The organism is Citrobacter sp. RHBSTW-00029 (assembly GCF_014104295.1).
Lineage (GTDB): Bacteria > Pseudomonadota > Gammaproteobacteria > Enterobacterales > Enterobacteriaceae > Citrobacter > Citrobacter youngae.
Genome location: NZ_JABXRT010000001.1, coordinates 3,100,154 through 3,118,951 on the forward strand (window position 1 = coordinate 3,100,154; position 18,798 = coordinate 3,118,951).

General features: G+C 51.7%; 16 protein-coding genes. 5 read left to right on the top strand and 11 right to left on the bottom strand.

The genetic code is table 11. From position 1 onward, the window contains the following. Positions 1-26: 26 nt before the first annotated feature. From phoA to HV041_RS15255, 3 genes are all read right to left on the bottom strand, one after another. Entirely contained in the window at positions 27-1,442 is a 1,416-nt protein-coding gene (phoA, locus tag HV041_RS15245) for an alkaline phosphatase (protein WP_061067402.1), read from the bottom strand. A gap of 104 nt (positions 1,443-1,546) precedes the next feature. Continuing rightward, entirely contained in the window at positions 1,547-1,789 is a 243-nt protein-coding gene (locus HV041_RS15250; RefSeq protein WP_048212464.1) for a sigma-S stabilization anti-adapter protein IraP, read from the bottom strand. Positions 1,790-2,037: 248 nt separating this feature from the next. Further along, positions 2,038-3,234 (bottom strand): multidrug efflux MFS transporter, encoded by a 1,197-nt coding sequence (locus tag HV041_RS15255; RefSeq protein WP_048212465.1) that lies wholly within the window; start codon positions 3,232-3,234, stop codon positions 2,038-2,040. 301 nt (positions 3,235-3,535) lie between these two features. Here HV041_RS15255 and ddlA point away from each other — a divergent pair, with 301 nt between their 5' ends. Beyond that, complete coding sequence (ddlA, locus tag HV041_RS15260) at positions 3,536-4,630, top strand: D-alanine--D-alanine ligase (protein ID WP_121585465.1); 1,095 nt, start codon at positions 3,536-3,538, stop codon at positions 4,628-4,630. A gap of 22 nt (positions 4,631-4,652) precedes the next feature. Here ddlA and HV041_RS15265 read toward each other — a convergent pair whose 3' ends face one another. Then, positions 4,653-4,874, bottom strand: a complete 222-nt coding sequence (locus HV041_RS15265) for a DUF2754 domain-containing protein (RefSeq protein WP_005120949.1) — start codon at positions 4,872-4,874, stop codon at positions 4,653-4,655. A gap of 263 nt (positions 4,875-5,137) precedes the next feature. On the opposite strand from HV041_RS15265, the gene HV041_RS15270 reads away from it, so the two are divergent. Beyond that, entirely contained in the window at positions 5,138-5,461 is a 324-nt protein-coding gene (locus HV041_RS15270; protein ID WP_048212467.1) for a YaiY family protein, read from the top strand. Here HV041_RS15270 and HV041_RS15275 read toward each other — a convergent pair. Continuing rightward, complete coding sequence (locus HV041_RS15275; RefSeq protein WP_121584281.1) at positions 5,446-6,549, bottom strand: DUF1615 domain-containing protein; 1,104 nt, start codon at positions 6,547-6,549, stop codon at positions 5,446-5,448. The two genes, HV041_RS15270 and HV041_RS15275, sit on opposite strands and share 16 nt — an antisense overlap. A gap of 14 nt (positions 6,550-6,563) precedes the next feature. Next, entirely contained in the window at positions 6,564-7,784 is a 1,221-nt protein-coding gene (gene sbmA, locus HV041_RS15280; RefSeq protein WP_040232769.1) for a peptide antibiotic transporter SbmA, read from the bottom strand. A 384-nt stretch (positions 7,785-8,168) separates the two neighbouring features. Between sbmA and ampH the strand changes: the two genes are divergently transcribed. Then, positions 8,169-9,326 carry a D-alanyl-D-alanine-carboxypeptidase/endopeptidase AmpH gene (gene ampH, locus HV041_RS15285; protein WP_121584280.1) on the top strand — a complete coding sequence of 386 codons (1,158 nt, stop codon included), beginning with the start codon at positions 8,169-8,171 and terminating at the stop codon, positions 9,324-9,326. Position 9,327: 1 nt separating this feature from the next. On the opposite strand, the gene iprA is transcribed toward ampH, so the two are convergent. After that, on the bottom strand, positions 9,328-9,951 hold the full coding sequence (iprA, locus tag HV041_RS15290) for a hydrogen peroxide resistance inhibitor IprA (RefSeq protein ID WP_121584279.1): 624 nt from the start codon (positions 9,949-9,951) through the stop codon (positions 9,328-9,330). An 87-nt stretch (positions 9,952-10,038) separates the two neighbouring features. Further along, complete coding sequence (gene ehaB, locus HV041_RS15295) at positions 10,039-12,981, bottom strand: autotransporter adhesin EhaB (RefSeq protein ID WP_121584278.1); 2,943 nt, start codon at positions 12,979-12,981, stop codon at positions 10,039-10,041. A 489-nt stretch (positions 12,982-13,470) separates the two neighbouring features. Here ehaB and hemB point away from each other — a divergent pair, with 489 nt between their 5' ends. Both hemB and HV041_RS15305 read left to right on the top strand, forming a co-directional pair. Beyond that, positions 13,471-14,445: a porphobilinogen synthase gene (gene hemB / locus HV041_RS15300; protein WP_016151991.1), complete on the top strand. Its 975-nt coding sequence runs from the start codon at positions 13,471-13,473 to the stop codon at positions 14,443-14,445. 112 nt (positions 14,446-14,557) lie between these two features. Continuing rightward, the gene (locus tag HV041_RS15305) at positions 14,558-16,264 is read left to right on the top strand and encodes a GNAT family N-acyltransferase (protein WP_048212473.1); all 1,707 of its coding nucleotides are present in this window, start codon (positions 14,558-14,560) and stop codon (positions 16,262-16,264) included. 86 nt (positions 16,265-16,350) lie between these two features. Here the strand turns inward: HV041_RS15305 and tauD are convergent, their stop codons facing one another. From tauD to tauB, 3 genes are read right to left on the bottom strand one after another with little or no spacing between them, the layout of a single operon-like run. Then, positions 16,351-17,202, bottom strand: a complete 852-nt coding sequence (gene tauD, locus HV041_RS15310) for a taurine dioxygenase (RefSeq protein WP_121584277.1) — start codon at positions 17,200-17,202, stop codon at positions 16,351-16,353. After that, complete coding sequence (tauC, locus tag HV041_RS15315; RefSeq protein WP_121584276.1) at positions 17,199-18,029, bottom strand: taurine ABC transporter permease TauC; 831 nt, start codon at positions 18,027-18,029, stop codon at positions 17,199-17,201. Before tauC ends, tauD begins: the two co-directional genes overlap by 4 nt. Continuing rightward, the gene (gene tauB, locus HV041_RS15320; RefSeq protein ID WP_121584275.1) at positions 18,026-18,793 is read right to left on the bottom strand and encodes a taurine ABC transporter ATP-binding subunit; all 768 of its coding nucleotides are present in this window, start codon (positions 18,791-18,793) and stop codon (positions 18,026-18,028) included. Before tauB ends, tauC begins: the two co-directional genes overlap by 4 nt. Positions 18,794-18,798: the final 5 nt, after the last annotated feature.

The window sequence follows — 18,798 nt, forward strand, 5'->3', positions numbered from 1 at the left end:
TTAAAATTAAGTGACCAAATAGCAGGTTACTTCAGACCTAACGCCGCTTTCATGGTGTAAAACAGGTCAGTCTGATCGGTCAGGCCTACCACATTCGCCGCATGCGGGCCATAGGCAGCAATGCGCAGCTGGCTGCCGGTATGCTCCTGAGATTCCTCTTCCGAGTTGCCATAGCTGATAACCATCACCGCACCATCTTTGGTATTCAGCGCCTGAGTCAGGCCAGGGGCTTTGGTGTCTGGCGCAACAATCTGGCTGGCATGCGCGTGGTCAGCGGTCACGACAACCAGCGTGTTGCCGTCTTTCTTCGCGAAGGCCAGCGCGCGCTGTACAGCTTCATCCAGATCGACCGTTTCACCAATCTGACCGCACGGGTTTGCGGCGTGATCCTGCTTATCGATGGACGCGCCTTCTACCTGCAGGAAAAAGCCTTTTTCATTCTTACTTAATAGCTCAATCGCTTTATCCGTCATCTGGGCAAGCGTTGGCACCGTGTCGTTACGTTTTGGATTTGGCGTACAGGTCACGACTGGCTTATCAAGGTTACCGTGGTAAGACGCTTTTGGCCCTTCCCAGCGTACCGGCATGTTGCCGTCAGAGAACAAACCTAACAGCGGTTTATCCTGATTCGCTTCGGTAATGGCTGCCAGCGTCGCGGTATCACTGACCATCTGATAACCACGGGCCTGAGCCTGTTCACGCAGCGTTTTCCCCTGCCACTCGCCCGCAGCTGCGGTCTCAGCAAAGGTTTTTGCCCCGCCGCCCAGCGTAACGTCAGCGCGGGCATTCAATAATTGTTCGGTGATTGACCCTTTACCGCCTTTTTCCAGCGCATTCGTCGGGCATTTCTCAGCGGTGACGCTCGGTCCGTAACATTTACGCGACGTCACATGCGCAACCAGCGCGGCGGGGGTGGCATCCTGCAATTCAGCAGTGGATACGTTGCCTGTCGCCAGACCGGCAGCTTTAGCCATTTCCAGAATAGTGGCGTGATCTTTTTCGTGAATATCAACGCCCAGCGCACCGTTATATGTTTTAACACCGGTCGTCCATGCCGTCGCAGAGGCTGCGGAATCGGTCACATAGTCAGGTTTACCCGTTTTTTTATCCAACGCGTAGTGCGTGTATTGTCCGGTCAGGGGTAACGCATCAATACCTTTAAAAAAACCACCGGCGCCTTCTGCATAATTTCGCGCAGCGGTAATTTCCGAGTCCCCCATACCATCACCGATCAATAAAATAATATTTTTGGCCGGTTTATCGTTCAAAGAATCTCGTAGTGCTGCCGTTTGATCAGTCGTTAATCGACGCGCGCCACCCGGTGTGGTGATATCTCCCTGTGCGGCACGATTATCCATAGCCGCTACGGTAGATGTTTCTGCATGAATAACCGGGGTAAACAGCAAGGGTAACAGGGCAATAGCGAGTGCGCTTTGTTTCACTTTATTTTCTCCATGTACAAATACGGTAAAATTAAAACAAAGCGACTATAAGTATTTGATGTGACACTTTTATGATAATTCGTGGATAAGTATCTGCAGATATCTCAACACGTTTTAGGTACGTTCTCGCCAGCACTGTGCATGGTCGTCAGAAATGCAGGCATTTGACTTACCCCTGCCAGCGCGTCTTCTATTTGACGAATCAGTGTTTGCTGCTCATTTGTTGCCATGTTGCGCAGCATTTCCATGATGACCCGCTCTAACGTTGCGACTTGCGCGGCCAGGTCTTGCGACTCTTCTTCTTTTTGGGCGAGCTTAAGTAACAACTCAGTGATGAGATTTTTCATTTTCGTATTCCCTTAACCAAATAAAGGCCACGTTATCACTAAGACTCACAACTTCCTAGAGGATGAAAGTTGTATTTATTGCAGAAATAAAACGTTTTGCGAAAACAATCACAACACAAAATAAGGGGGAATAACGCTTTCTGCAGAATAATTCAATATAAAAGGGTAAGGAGATTAATAGTCACCCAGATATATAATCTTCAATTATGGATTAACAACGCTGGCAACCCGCGCTGTTAATCCGCCATTCAGCGAGCGAGACGCCGGCGTCGCAACGCGATAGCCAGTTGCCAGATATTAATAAGCACAATGCTCGCGGTAGCGATAAAGACCCAGCGGAAACCCGCCATGGCCGATACGGTTGCCCCCATCAAGGGTCCAGCGACGTTGCCAAGATACATAAACGACTGGTTATACCCAAAGATGCGCCCGGTAATCTGCTCGCTGGAGTATTTCACTAATAGCGTTTGCACCGCAGGCAGCATTGCACCATCGGCAAAGCCAAGCAGAAAACGTAGAACTCCCAACTGCAACGGCGTGGTAACCCACGACATAGCGAAAAACAGCACCACGGCGAAGATGAGCGTTGCCATTAGAATCCGTTCAGTACCAATTCTGTCGCCCAACTTTCCAAGACGTGGCGCTGAAATCAAAGCGGATATGCCGGGAACCGAGGCAATCAGGCCGCTGAGAAAGGCAATATTTGAGCTATCTGGCACCATCGATTTGATAAACAGCGCCAGAATGGGGCCAATTGAGCCGTTACACAGTTGAATCACCATGGTGGTAAAAAACAGGCTAATGACCAGCGCGGGATACGGTAACGAAGCAAAAACAGCTTTCCCGCTTAAACGCTCGCTTTTTTTAATCACTGGTCGGACACCCTCTTTAATTAAGAACAGTGTGACCAAAAAACTCACCACCAACAGCGCGGCAGTAATACAAAATACCGCACGTAAACCAACATGGTCGGCAATAAAACCGCCCATCAGCGGCCCGCCAATCACTCCACTAATTTGCGCCGTTGAGAGCGTGCTCAACGCCCAACCACTGCGTTCGCGCGGGACTTGCGATGCCACCAATGCCATCGCATTAGGAATGTATCCCGACGTTAACCCCATCACCCCGCGCAGCAGAAAAAGCTGCCAGACGTTAGTGGCAAATGCCTGCAGCAAAATGGCAATTGCCATACCCAGTGAGGCCCGTAACAGCATCAGCTTACGCCCTTTACGGTCAGCTAAACTGCCCCACATCGGTGAAACAATGGCAGAAATAAGAAACGTGACGCTAAACGTTAACCCGGACCACATTGAGAGCGCTTCGTGCGAGGTTACTCCCAGTTGGGAGATATAGAGCGGTAGAAAAGGCAGGATTTGGCTGATCGCCAGTCCGGTGAAAAAACAACCGAACCACACGGAAATAAGGTTAACTCTCCAGGATTCCATAAGGACTCATAACGGTAAGTAGCTGAAAACTGCGAGCAGCTTAACAAATTACGCCTTCAAACGAGGGTCCAGAGGTGCGATGTTTCACAGTTTAGTATTTTATCTCCCCGCTCATCATATTTGTGATATTCATCACATCAAATCCACATTATATACAGGGAATTATGCTTCTAACATGCCCTGTGGGTTTGTGCGTATTCATTCCCGGGGAATCCACCAAAACAATCTGCCAGAAGCCGAGGAATCCTGCGTTTTGTCGTGGTAATGTATGTGCTTTGCATTCAAGGAATGGGTTTTTAAGATGGCAAAGTTGCGGGTAGGAATCGTATTTGGTGGTAAATCAGCGGAACATGAAGTGTCATTGCAATCGGCAAAAAATATTGTCGATGCCATCGACAAGACTCGCTTTGACGTTGTGCTGTTAGGTATTGATAAACAAGGGCAGTGGCACGTGAGCGATGCCAGTAACTATCTGCTCAATTCAAACGATCCGGCACATATTGCACTGCGTCCCTCCGCGACCAGTCTGGCGCAGGTGCCGGGTAAACAAGAACATCAGTTGATCGATGCGCAAAATGGTCAGCCGCTGCCAACGGTCGATGTTATTTTCCCAATTGTGCACGGCACGCTGGGTGAAGATGGTTCACTGCAAGGCATGCTGCGCGTGGCGAATTTACCGTTCGTCGGTTCAGATGTGCTGGGCTCTGCAACCTGCATGGATAAAGACGTCACCAAACGTCTGCTGCGCGATGCCGGATTAAACATCGCGCCATTTATTACGCTAACTCGCGCCAATCGCAACAGCATCAGCTTTGCCGAGGTCGAGTCCCGCCTGGGCCTGCCGCTGTTTGTGAAACCGGCCAACCAGGGGTCGTCCGTTGGCGTCAGTAAAGTGACCAGTGAAGCACAGTACGACCAGGCCATCGCGCTGGCATTTGAATTCGATCATAAAGTTGTGGTCGAGCAAGGGATCAAAGGTCGCGAAATAGAATGCGCGGTGCTGGGCAACGATCATCCGCAGGCCAGTACCTGTGGCGAGATCGTGCTGAACAGTGATTTTTACGCGTACGATACCAAATATATTGACGATAACGGGGCCAAAGTCGTGGTTCCGGCGGCGATTGCCCCAGAAATTAACGACAAGATCCGTGAGATCGCTATTCAGGCTTACCAGACGCTGGGTTGCGCCGGGATGGCGCGGGTGGATGTGTTCCTGACCGCAGAGAATGACGTGGTGATCAACGAGATCAACACGCTGCCGGGCTTTACCAACATCAGTATGTATCCCAAACTGTGGCAGGCCAGCGGCTTAAGCTATACCGATCTGATCACACGTCTGATCGAGCTGGCGCTGGAGCGCCACGCTGCCGATAGCGCGCTGAAAACCAGCATGTAAAAGCAGACAGGATGCCCGATAACTATTGGGCATCCTTGACATCTTCATCCTCATCGGCGCGGCGGCGAATAATAAGTCCCGCTAGCCAAAAGCTAATCACCCACGTAACCAGCCCCACCGCATAGGTTTGCCATCCTTTCGCTTCAAAACCCAATAATCCCACCACGCCATTCAGAATAAAGATCAGCCCAATGGCAAACGCGTAATAATGCCAGTCGCGGCGAATTTTTACAGGCAGGTTCATAACAGCTCCGGTGGAAGTTCAGCGTTGAACAGCATCCTCGCACATTTCCCTGCGGGCGTCTGTGTCCTGTGCGGAAATTCTTAAATGTGAATCAATTTAACTTAAGGTTACATATTTGTGACGTTCAACAAAAAACCAAAATCCAGGAATAATCTCTACCTGAAATTACCATCATTCTGATATTGACAATCCCGATCACCTGTCAGACTCACTGTCAGTTACTGGTATGGCATCGACAACGCAGGATATCTCTGGAGGTCCCTATGGCTGATTTTACGCTCTCAAAATCCCTGTTTAAGGGCAAGCATCGAGATACCTCCTCTCTGCCCGGAAACATTGCGTATGCCGTTTTTGTGCTGTTTTGCTTCTGGGCCGGGGCTCAGGTTTTAAATCTGTTAGCCCATGCGCCCGGTATCTATGAAGAACTGATGCAGCTACAGATGCAAGAGACCGGACGCCCACGCGTTGAAATTGGCTTAGGCGTCGGCACCCTGTTTGGACTGATTCCCTTCCTCACAGGCTGCCTTATCCTTGGCGTCATCGCGGCGGTGGTGCGCTGGCGCCATCGTCATCACAACGATGACTGACCCATACACTTCGCCCGACGATCGTCCACGCGTTTAGCAAACCATGCCGTGGTCAAATTACGCGTAATCTTCGGGCTTTCCAGTTGAATACCTGGCAGCATTTCCCGTGGTAACGTTTTTCCAGCCTTCGCTTCCGCCAGCTTATACATCTTCTCGTACAGCGCAGTCTCCTCGAAGGCCAGGCTGTCGCCTTTTTGCAACTGACGATGGATATCGCTCTCACTCATCCCCAGCTTCCCGGCAAGCTTGCGTACCGCCAACTCCGTTTTACCCGGTTCTTTGCTGTTGTAGAGAATCAAATCCCCATCCAGCGCCAGCTTCACACCACTGGCTTTGCTGACGGCATTCTGAAACGCCGCATTACGACTGGCATACCATCCGGCATTAAAATCCGCGAAACGGAAGATAGGCGCACTATAGTTCGCCGGGTAATTCAGCAAGTGATACGTGCCGAACCAGAGTCCGCCGCGCAGGGTAAAGACTTCCTGACGTACCGTTCCTTCCATTTTCCACGGATACCCGGAAGTATGCTGTTCGGCAAACGCAATGCTGACCTGCATCGGCCCCCCGGTATGCACCGGGTTGAGCGAACCAAACAACGTCTGTCCCATTGGCACCATATTGATGAAATCATCAAAAATGGCGCTAAGCTGCTTTTCCGTCTTCACTGAATCCAGACGCTCGCTGTAGCTTTTCCCATTTGGCGAGTTAATCTTCAGTGCGGTATGAACCAAAAACACCGGGATATGCATACGCTCGGCGCGACGGTCAATCTCTTTCCAGGCTATTTTGCTTAAATTCGGGACAACCGGATCGGCCTGATAGTTGGACTCCTGCTGCGCGACCGCCAGCACCGAACAGATATTTTCAACCGTCGGCACCAGCTTCTGGCTGGCAAACGTTTTCGCCAAATCCTGCGCCCACGCGTCCCGGTCTTTCACGCTGGCGGGCATTTTTTGCCGCACCACGCTCGCCACATCGACGGCTTTCTCCCCTTTTTTTAGCGGCTGCGCGGGTTGACTACTACATCCCACCAGCACCAGTGCAGCAAGGCCAGACAAGGGGTAAAGACGGGAAACCGTCGACATAACATCTCCTTTTGTTAGCTAAGCGTATGGGTAACAGCCTGAATTTCCTGACCATCCAGTTCACGTTCGAAGCTGCGCAGACGCTTATAGATAGACATCAGCTCAACCAGCGTTGTCCACGAATTAATCAAATACTGGAACGAGCCACGTACCTGACCAAACACGTTGGTGATTTGCGTCATCAGACCGAGCGTAATCGTACCGGCAACAATCGATGGAAACAGCAGGAACAAGCCGAAAACGTTATCAACCTGTAGGTAAAGAATACGGGCGATATTGAAGTACATATAGTGAAAATAGAGGCGAAAGTAGTTTTGACGTACCGCGTGGAACAGCTCGCGAACCGTGGGCGGCGTCGCGCGATTACCATCATCTTCACCGTACACCAGCTCTTTACGGTACGCCGCTTCCACCCGCTGATTTTTGAACTCCAGCCCAGGCAGTTTGATCCCCACCACGGCCAGCAGCCCGGTCCCCATCAACGACCAGACAATCGCGGCAATCACCAGACCGTAAGGAATATGTCCAACAATCGGCAGATCCGGGACATGCGCAGAAAGCGTAACCAGTACCGGCAGGAAGGCAATCAGCGTCATAATCGCGTTAATAAAACTTACGCCCATGTCTTCCAGCGTGGAAGCGAAACGCATGGTGTCTTCCTGCACACGTTGCGCCGCACCTTCGATATGACGCAGATGCTGCCAGTGCGCCATATAATGTTCGTTCATCGCGGTACGCCAACGGAAGACGTAATGGCTGACAAAGAAGTTGTTCATCACGCCAATGACGACGGCTATCAGCGCAATCCCGAGAAAGATCCCCACTTCCTGATAGAACTGCTCAATCTTCACCTTATGCGGCGTGCTGAGTGCGGTTTGAATCAGGTCGTAGAACGGGGCATACCAGGCGTTGACAGCGACGCCGACTTCAACCAGAAACCAGGTAACGAAGATAATCAGCGAGGTACCGAGTATCGACCAGTACTGCCAGCGGTGCGGACTGTAGATAAACCAGAACAGCGCAAACACGCCAACGCACAGAATGTAGTACGCATAAAAAATCAGATAATCCAGTGACCAGAATCGCGCCGCGCTAATCGGTACATCCCCCGATGCGCCGGTAATCTGTGCAACCCAGGCTCCCCCACCAGCCTGCCAAAATACAACAGCGACCAGTGCCCAAATAAATGCCGAAATAAAGAACGGCCCCGGCTTTGGGAAAAAAGACTTAAACATAGTGCTCTCCTGCTAACTTCTTATCGTTATGACGACTGCTGTGCATTTGCCACGGTGGTTTACCGCGGCAAGACGGCTTACGCCCAATAAACACAAGCTGAAACCGACAATTGTGACCAGAACCGACGCACTTAGTTCGCTATCTGGTTTTGTAGAATTGTTTCTGCGGTTTTCACACCGACAGCGTTCCGGCATGTTCAGATTATTACAGCGTGAGATCACAAAAGCGAACATCCACTCTCCGGGAAAAGCCCACGTTTACTCATCGTTACGTTTTTCCCACTATCATTGGCTGATAAGCGCTTTGCAATACGCCGATGAGTAGTATAAATACGCATACGCACGACATCCTTTTTCACTTTCTCTAACTCATGGACACCACCGTTGAAACGTAGTCTGCTTTTTTCTGCCGCGCTGTGTGCGGCGTCATTGACATCAGTCCAGGCGGCACAGCCTATAACCGATCCGATTTTCGCCTCCGATATCGTCGATCGTTATGCCGACCATATATTTTACGGCAGTGGCGCTACGGGGATGGCGCTCGTGGTGATTGATGGTAATCAGCGCGTATTTCGCAGCTTTGGCGAAACGCGTCCCGGTAACAACGTCCATCCACAGCTTGATTCCGTGATTCGAATTGCCTCAATCACTAAATTAATGACCAGCGAAATGTTAGTGAAATTACTCGATCAGGGCACAGTTAAACTCAACGATCCATTGAGTAAATATGCACCACCAGGCGCACGCGTTCCGACATATCAGGGAACGCCTATCACGCTGGTGAATCTGGCGACGCACACCAGCGCGCTGCCACGCGAGCAGCCTGGCGGCGCGGCAAAACGCCCGGTCTTTGTCTGGCCGACTCGCGAACAGCGCTGGAGCTATCTCTCTACCGCCACGCTAAAAGCCGCACCGGGCTCGCAGGCTTCCTATTCGAACCTGGCGTTTGACCTGCTGGCCGATGCGCTGGGAACTGCCTCTGGTAAGCCTTATCCACAGCTGTTTGAAGAAAAAATTACCCGTCCGTTGGGGATGAAAGACACCACCTTTACCCCATCCCCCGATCAATGCCGACGTCTGATGGTCGCGGAAAAAGGCGCCAGCCCGTGTAACAATACGCTGGCGGCGATGGGCAGCGGTGGCGTCTATTCTACGCCCGGCGATATGATGCGCTGGATGCAGCAGTATCTCTCTTCTGATTTTTACCATCGTAGCCAGCAGGCCGACCGGATGCAGACGCTGATTTATCAGCGTACGCAGTTAACCAAAGTGATAGGGATGGATGTGCCGGGCAAGGCCGATGCGCTTGGTTTGGGCTGGGTCTATATGGCGCCGAAGAATGGGCGTCCAGGAATTATTCAAAAAACCGGTGGCGGCGGTGGCTTCATTACTTATATGGCGATGATCCCACAGCAAAACGTCGGGGCCTTTGTCGTGGTGACCCGCTCCCCGCTGACCCGCTTTACCAATATGAGCGACGGGATCAACAATCTGGTGAGCGAACTGAGCGGCAACAAACCGCAGGTTATTCCCGCCTCCTGATTCAATACTCAAAAGGCAAACGGTTAATGTTCACCAGTTTGCCTTTATTCATTTCAATGTAACCACCTTTACGCAAAGCCGCGAGAACCTCAGCAACAACTGAGCGTGAAATTCGCGTGCGTTGGTGAATATAGTTCATGACGCCGATACGCGAACGCAGAACGTCGTCCCATTCCGTCATGGATATCAGCGTCGCACGGATCTGATCGTAGGAGTTATTGCCAATCAACTGCAAGTCGCGCATTTCAAGCATGCAGTTTTGCCATGCTAACCAGCAAAAAGCTTCGCGCCAAAGCTGGCATTGTTCAATGATATTAATCGTTTGTGAGGCAGGAAGATGATATCCCGTACAATTACTTTCGGTTATTAATCTGTATGGTACATCTGTTTTCATTACGCCATCCGAAAGGCCCATAATAAAAGGCGCCTGTACAATCCCGACCAGCACGTTTTCCCCTCTACGCAGGGAAACAACACCACTTAAAATAATAAAAGTGTCATCACCATCTATATCATGGGAGTATATAATTTGTTTTTTATTATCACATTCGAAATGTTCACCATACTTAGACAAACATTTATCCAACATCCCAAATTCCACCAGCGGTTTATTTGTAGATAGCATGTGCGCACTCTTTGCAATAAATGCCCGTCAAATCCGTGACGGGCATTATTACGAATAAGTTACCTTATTTTCTCTGCAAAAAGGCTCTTACCAGGTATATTTAACACCTACATTTGCAGACCAGTCTTGATCGACATCACCTCCGCCGAGGTAGTTAGCATCGGTGTACGCACTGAAATTTTTGGTAAAGCTGAACTGAGTACCCAGTCCAACACGTACCGCAGAACCTTCTACGCCGTTGTCGATAGAGTCACCGTTTACGTCAGCATCGTTATTAGAATCGTCGTAAACGTAGGCCAGTTTGAAGTACGGGGTCAGCGCCTGATCGTCGCTGTAGGCGAAGGTATAACCTGCATCTACACCCAGTTCATAACGCATGCTGTCATAAGACTGACCATCAACTTTCATGTCGTTACTCAGCTTATAGTCATCACCAGACTGGAACAGACCGGATACGCTACCGTAAGGCGTTACGTACCCTGCGTCACTCAGTTTCAGGTCATAACCCAGTTTCAAGCCAAAGCCCCAGGCATCAGCAGAGGTGCTGCCGTCAACATACTGACCGTTGCTCATGTTAGCAGACAGATCGTTGTTGAAGTGGGAGTAGCTTAAGTTACCGTCAACAAAGATGTTGTTGGCAAAGTGAGCAGAAGAGTAGATATAGGCAGTCTGGCTGTCCTGATCCACCTGACCGGTACGATCGCTCATATCACCTTTCGCGAAGCCTGCTGCTGCACCGACAATCCACTTGGCGTTGTTACCATCAATTTTGGAATCAACACCGACCATGATGCCGTTAACATCCTGATCGTAGTTGATGGTGCCGTTATCCGCATCAAAGCTACCACCGAAGTAGCTTACCCATGCGCCACCGTTATCAACCAGACCATGACGTGCGTTAGTCAGACGAGTACCAACAGTGTCTTGTTCCAGGTTCCAGATATTGGTGTTAGCAGACGGGATGCTCAGAGCCATATTTGCGTAGTCGGTCAGCTCCATCTGCTGCAGAACAACGGTGTTCCCCTGCTGCTGCGCCTGATAGGTGTAAGCGCCGAGGTCAGCTTTGTTAGCTGCAGAGAAGGTTGCAGTGCTGTTGGTGTCGTTAACGTAGATCAGCTCGTTACCTTTGTAATCAGCAACAGAACCAGCGCCAGTCGCGTTATCGATACGCACTTTATAGTTACCGGTTGCTGCCGCTACGTGGTCACCATAGTTATCAACTTCAGATTGATCGTAGGAGGTGTCGGAATCGCCGTTACCGTTGATAGTCAGATGACCATCAGAGTTCATTGCGATTACGCCATAACCGTAGTTAGCCTGAGTTTTGTCGTTAGTACGATCGTTGGTCAGGTCAGCATTCAACACATAGTTAGTGCTGTTGATGTCGAAAACGCCCGCATTAACATGGTTGTAAGCATCGGTGTAGCTGGTCAGATTTAGCGTATCAACCTGCAGTGCGTTACCGGTACTGTTGCCCACATCCAGAACACCGTTGTTAGTAACGTTGATGGTATTTGCATAGAGCGCTGCCCCACTCACTCCCCCATCAGTATTACCCACGCTCCAGCCAGCAGATACGTCGTCAGCAATTGTGACGGTACTGTTGTCAATCGACAGGGTATCGGTCGCAACATGGCCATCTTCGTTGATGTTCAGGGCAGAAGCACCGGTCAGAGAGATGGTGTCAGAAATCAGGGTAGAATCACCCACATTCACGACGGAACCGCTGTTAATGCTCAGGGTGTCAATCAGAGAGGTTTTGGTGGTATCCCACTGTGAAGCGCCGTTCAGCGTGACGTTGAACAGGCCACTCTGGTAGACAGCGTTGCCAACCACATGGCCATTTTCGTCATAAGAAGTTGTGTCGCTATCGATACCATAGGTTGAAACCGGCCACAGGCTGTTAGCGGTGATGTCGATCAACGTAGAGGTGTATTCAGTGCCCGCATCGTAGCGGTCATAAACACCGTCGCCATCAAAGTCCACCTGATGTACGGACACCGCCGCACCCACCCACTTACTGCCGTTGTTGAGGGTAAGATCCAGACGGTCAGTACCATCCCAACCGTTGGTATCCAGATCGGCATCGGTATCACGATAAGTGTCAGCACCGTCCAGGAAGAAGTTCTCATCGAAGTTGCTGGAGAACACCACGTCGCCCATCAGCGTGGAATTATTAAACGTGGCAGTCGTCTGCATCGCGTTATCGGCATCTGGATGTGCAATAACAGCCAATGCAACATCATCAGCAGTATAAGAACCGCTGTAATCGCTTGCATTGCTGGTATTACCAAACCAGCCGGAAGTGCCTTCATCAGACCATGAACCAGAGGTCAGGGTAGAATCGCTAACAGCAATAGTATTATTAAATACTTCGCCGCTGTTTACACCAGTGCTGACGGTGTTATCGTCAATGTCTTCCCACTCATAACCCTGAGTCAGCGTAATACCCGCAACGTGAGAGTTGTTGGAGATAGACAGATCAACTTCTTGATCCAGCGTGATAGCCGTACCCAGGTTATAAACGTCGACAACGTGCGTATCAGCCGCATCGTTATAGGTACCGTTGTAGGTATAATGTTCGTAGTTGTCATCGATAGTTGAGTTGATGACGTTCATCGCCAAACGATCATAGTAATAGTCGGTACCCGTACGGTTAGTACAATCCGTGGTCATACACTCGGAAGTCACCATACCGTGAATGGTACTATTTTTAATCGTCAGGCTGTTGTTATTGCTGTTAGTAGATAGTCCATCATCCAGATAATAAGTAGAAATAACGCCGTTAACAGTAGCGTTATTGATTACTGGATAAATATCACCGTTATAAATACTATCAGCTTCGTAATTGTTCCAACCGACATACCCATCGTAGTAAACACCATCGGCATAAGATGCGTCATTATAATGGGTGAACGTTGTGTACGTGGTTCCAGAAATATCGGTTGAAGCATTCGCCTGAGAAGTGATTGCCAAAGTGCAGGCTAATGCTAATTGTGAGACTACAAGTTTCTTTTTCCAGATGTGCATTTGTCATCCCTCCTCAGGGACGTAATATAGTTGATCCATCAATTATCAATGCAAAGAAAACATTTTATGTTTCGCAGGGCCGATTATGCTGTTTCACAACGGAAAGGTTCAATTATTCTTTGCTCACTGTCCGAAATCGGACAACATCATGAATTAACCAGGTCTTAACAATAAAACAAAAATACAAATATTTTCAACAGGATATAAAACACACAACATCTAACACATATAATTATCAAATAATCCACCCAATACTCAAACAAATAAAAAATAAATAGGCGAGAGTTATATTACGTGCTAAACAAATAAATCCATCAACATTTAAAATAATAAAAACAAAAACAAACAAAATAATGAATATAAATAAATTGCTCTAATGATTCAGCCTTTCGCCACGGGAAATCCAAATATAAAGCCAACTTTCGTAAACCACCCGCCCTCAGGTTCGGGTATACTACGGCCTTCGATTTCACAAACATCAGGCATACCATGACAGACCTAATCCAACGCCCTCGCCGCCTGCGCAAATCACCTGCGCTGCGCGCTATGTTTGAAGAGACAACACTGAGCTTAAATGACCTGGTGTTGCCGATCTTTGTTGAAGAAGAACTCGACGATTACAAAGCCATCGAGGCCATGCCTGGCGTGATGCGCATTCCAGAGAAGCATCTGGCACGCGAAATTGAACGCATTGCTAATGCAGGCATCCGCTCAGTCATGACCTTCGGTATTTCTCACCACACCGATGATACCGGCAGCGATGCATGGAAAGAAGACGGTCTGGTGGCGCGCATGTCGCGTATCTGTAAGCAGACCGTGCCGGAAATGATTGTCATGTCCGATACCTGCTTCTGTGAATACACCTCGCACGGTCACTGCGGCGTATTATGCGAGCACGGCGTGGATAACGATTTAACCCTGGCCAATCTTGGCAAGCAGGCGGTGGTTGCTGCCGCAGCGGGTGCTGACTTCATCGCGCCTTCCGCCGCGATGGACGGCCAGGTGCAGGCGATTCGCCAGGCGCTGGACGCCGCGGGCTTCACCGATACGGCGATCATGTCCTACTCCACCAAATTTGCTTCTTCTTTCTACGGCCCGTTCCGTGAAGCCGCAGGCACTGCGCTGAAAGGCGATCGTAAAACCTATCAGATGAACCCGATGAACCGTCGGGAAGCGATCCGCGAATCGCTGCTGGATGAAGCCCAGGGCGCAGACTGCCTGATGGTCAAACCGGCTGGCGCATACCTCGATATTCTGCGCGATATCCGCGAGCGCACCGAGCTGCCGATTGGCGCTTATCAAGTCAGCGGTGAATACGCGATGATCAAATTCGCGGCGCTGGCGGGTGCTATAGATGAAGAGAAAGTGGTGCTGGAAAGCTTAGGCTCGATCAAGCGCGCTGGCGCGGATCTGATTTTCAGCTACTTCGCACTCGATCTGGCTGAGAAAAAAATCCTGCGTTAATTCCTTTCAACGCCCCGCACTGCGGGGCGTTTTATCATAAAACGTCACCAAACCGCCATCTAACCGACACATCGCCCTTCTACTGTCACAAAAGGACAGAGGAGGAGCCGCTATGTTTAGTCTCGACAATGTCATCGACGACCTGTGGCCAGAGGCGAGGCCCGCCCCGTGGCAAAAAAAAGTGCTGAGAAAACTGTTACATGAAGAGGAATTCCAACAGTTTGCCGCTCGTCACCGCCATCTGAAAGGGTTAGATACCGTCGAACAGGTGCTGGAGCATCTCAACATTCACTGTCAAATTCCGGTCCGTAGTCTGGAACAAATTCCCGAACAAGGGCCGCTGGTTATCATCGCCAACCACCCTACCGGCACACTCGACGGCCTGGCCCTGCTATACGCCGTTTCTCGCGTTCGCCGCGATGTTAAAGTCGTCACCAACCGCATGCTCACTCATCTCGAACCGCTCAGTTCGCTGTTTATTCCGGTGGATAATATCAATGGCCGCACCGCTAAAGCGGCGCTACAGCTGATGGATCGACAGTTGCAAAACGGCGGTGTGCTGATCTTCTTCCCGGCCGGTGAAGTTTCGCGCATAACCCGGCGCGGCATTCACGATAAAAAATGGCACTCCGGCTTTATTAAGCTCGCCGCCAAATACCGCGCACCGCTCTTACCTGCGTGGATTGAGGCACGCAATAGCACGCTGTTTTATGCCAGCGCACTGGTATCGCAAAACCTGCCGATGCTGTTGTTAATGCAGCAGATGTTTCGCCGCCGGAACAGCAACCTGCCGGTGACCATTGGCGAGCAAATTGCGTGGACGACATGGTGCAACCCACAAACTACGCCGCGAGAAATGACAGACAAGTGCTACCGACACGTTCAGCTACTGGGAAAAGGACGGCCGGGCGTCTTTAAAACCGAAAGCGCGATCGCTCGCCCGGAACCCCGTGCCCTGCTCAAGCGCGAGCTACACCAGGCCGAGTGCCTGGGGCGTACAGCAGACGGTAAGGTTATCTATCTATGGCAGCGTAATGGTCAGGAAGAGGTTCCGTTGCTACGTGAGCTGGGCCGTCTGCGGGAAATCGCCTTCCGCGCGGTAGGCGAAGGTAGCGGCAAACGCCGCGACATCGACAGTTACGACGATGACTACCTGCATCTGATCCTGTGGGATGAAGACGATTTGGAGATCGTCGGTGCCTACCGCTTTATGCCGACCGCCCTACAGATGGAAAAGCGCGGGCTGGACGGCATTTACAGCTATAGCCTGTTTCATTACGACGAACGGATGGACGATATCCTCCAGCACGGCATTGAGCTGGGGCGCAGCTTTATTCAGCCACGCTACTGGGGACGCCGCGGCCTGGACTATCTGTGGTCCGGTATCGGCGCGTATCTGGCGCGCCATCCACACTATCGCTACCTGTTTGGCCCGGTTTCTATTTCTGGTGGGCTACCGCCCTCGGCCCGCGATTTGCTGGTTGCCTTTTATCGCCTGTGGTTTCCGGCAACACATCCGCTGGCGGAGTCACGCCGACCGTACCCGGCCTCGTTACCCGACGCACTGGCGCAGTTTGGCGGGGAAAATTACAGTGAAGACCTGACGCGGCTGAAGTCGCTGCTCGGCAACCTTGGTTGTGGTATTCCACCACTCTACAAGCAATATTCCGAAGTGTGTGAGCCAGGTGGCGTACAGTTTATCGACTTTGGCAGCGACCCGGACTTTAACAACTGCGTGGATGGTCTGGTACTGGTGGATTTAACGTATCTGAAGGCAAATCGCTACCAGCGGTATATCGGACCGCATTTAGGTTCGTAGACCGGATAAGGCGTTTACGCCGCCATCCGGCGCGGTGCCGGATGGCGCTACGCTTATCCGGCCCACAATCGGCACCGGTCAGGAACTCACGACGCACGATAGAACGGCTTATCCCCTAAAATCGTTGCCCGATGCATAATGCGCCGCTGCGGCAGATAATCCGCATTCGCATAATGCTGCGTCACGCGATTATCCCAAATCGCCACATCGTTGGGCTGCCAGCGCCAGCGCACCTGAAACTCCGGTTTGGTGATATGCGCGAACAAAAAGCTCAGTAACGCCTCACTCTCTTTTTCCGTCACATCGACAATTCGCGTGGTAAATCCCTCATTCACGAACAGCGCCTGCTTACCGCTTACCGGATGGGTGCGCACCACCGGATGCAACAACGGCGGATGCTTCGCTACCGCCTCCAGCCAGCGCTGATGTTCCTCCTCCGTTTTGCGGTATTTATATTCCTGGAATGATTTACGAAAATCATGCTCTGCCCGCAGGCCACTCAGCAACTGACGGAACGGCTCAGACAATGCTTCATAAGCGGCAATCCCGCTGGTCCACAGGGTGTCGCCCCCGGTTGATGGCAGCTCTTTCGCCGCTAAAATCGCCCCGGCAGGCGGCGTGTCAATAAAGGTTACATCGGTGTGCCAGTTATCGTTATCTGGCGGATTATCGTTGTGAGTATCCAGCACGATAATCTCCTCCACGTCCTCGGCGTGCGGGTAGACCGGATGAATATGCAGATCGCCAAAACGTAGCGCCAGCGCACGCTGCTGTTGCGGCGTAATCACCTGCTCACGCAGAAACACCACCTGGTGACGCAGTACGGCGTGATAAAGCTGCTCAAACTGGTTATCGCTCAGCGGGCGCGCCAAATCCGCACCGGTGATTTGTGCGCCAATATACGGCCCCAGCGGGGTAATGCTCAGACGTTCACTCATTGTACTTCTCCATGCCAGGGCGTCAGACGACGTTGAAGCGCGCGCAGACCCAGTTCTAAAATAAAGGCGATAACGGCAATTACCGCGATCCCCGCCAGCACCACATCCGTTGCCAGAAATTCACCGGCGGACTGGACCATAAAACCCAAACCTCGCGTGGCGGCAATCAGCTCTGCGGCCACCAGCGTTGACCAGCCGACACCCAGCCCGATGCGCAGCCCGGTGAGTATTTCCGGCAATGCACCGGGTAAAATAACAAACCACAACACCTGCGCACGGCTGGCCCCTAGTGATTGTGCGGCGCGTACTCTTACCTGCTGCGCGCTGCGGACACCGGCCAGCGCCGACATCGCAACAGGCGCGAAAATCGCCAGATAGATCAGCAGGATCTTGGAGGTTTCGCCAATGCCAAACCAGATGACCATCAGCGGCAAATAGGCCAGGGGCGGAACCGGACGATACAGTTCAATGATCGGATCGAGAATGCCGCGCATCGTCGGGCTCAGCCCCATCGCGATCCCAACCGGGACGCCCAGCAGCACCGCCGCCAGCAGCGCGATAACAATGCGCGTCAGACTCGCCGCCAGATGCTGCCACAGCGTGGCATCCATAAATCCCTGCGGACCGGCAATAACGATCAGTTTTTGTAAAACCTGCCCCGGCGGCGGCAAAAACAGCGGGCTGATTAACTGCAGCGCCGCCACCGCCCACCACACCGCCAAAATGACGGCCAGCGTACCGAGGCTTAAGGTAATCTGCCGCGAGAACGGCCAGCGCCAGTTGAGCGCGCGCTGGCGACGGGGTTTATCATTAATCACCACGCTCATGAAAATGCCTCCCGTTGTTCAAAGACCCGACCTAACACGTACTCGCGCATGGCGATAAACTGCGGATCGGACTTAATGCTGCGACTCGACTCTCCGGCCACAAAGCGACGGGCGAAATTCAGCGGCAGACGCTCCAGTACCCGGCCCGGGCCTGGCGACAGCAATACCAGCTCGGTGGCCATAAACACTGCTTCTTCAATATCGTGCGTAATCAACAGCACCTGTTTGCCAGTCTCATGCCACAGCTTCAGCAGCAGGGTTTGCATCTGCTCGCGGGTAAACGCGTCGAGCGCACCAAACGGTTCATCGAGCAGCAGGAGCTGTGGATTGGCCGCCAGCGCCCGGGCAATACCAACACGCTGGCGCTGGCCGCCAGAAAGCTGCCAGATAAAACGTTTTCCCGCACCGTCCAGCCCTACTTTCTGCAACATCTCCTGGGCGATACGCTGACGCTGCACTTTCTCTACCCCTGCCAGTTGCAGACCAAAGGCCACATTATCCTGCACGTTACGCCAGGGCAGCAGACCTTCGTTCTGGAATACCACCCCGCGTTCCGCGCCCGGACCTTCCACCTTCTCACCTGACAGCGTAATGCTGCCATGCTGATACGGCACGAACCCGGCAATCAGATTTAGCAGCGTGGTTTTGCCGCAGCCGGAAGGCCCGAGTACCACCAGCAGTTCGCCGCTATCAAGCGTCAGGTTGATATCATCCAGCACCGGTTTTCCACCGTAGCTGGCTGCGAGGTGAGAGATTTGCAGCATCAGCG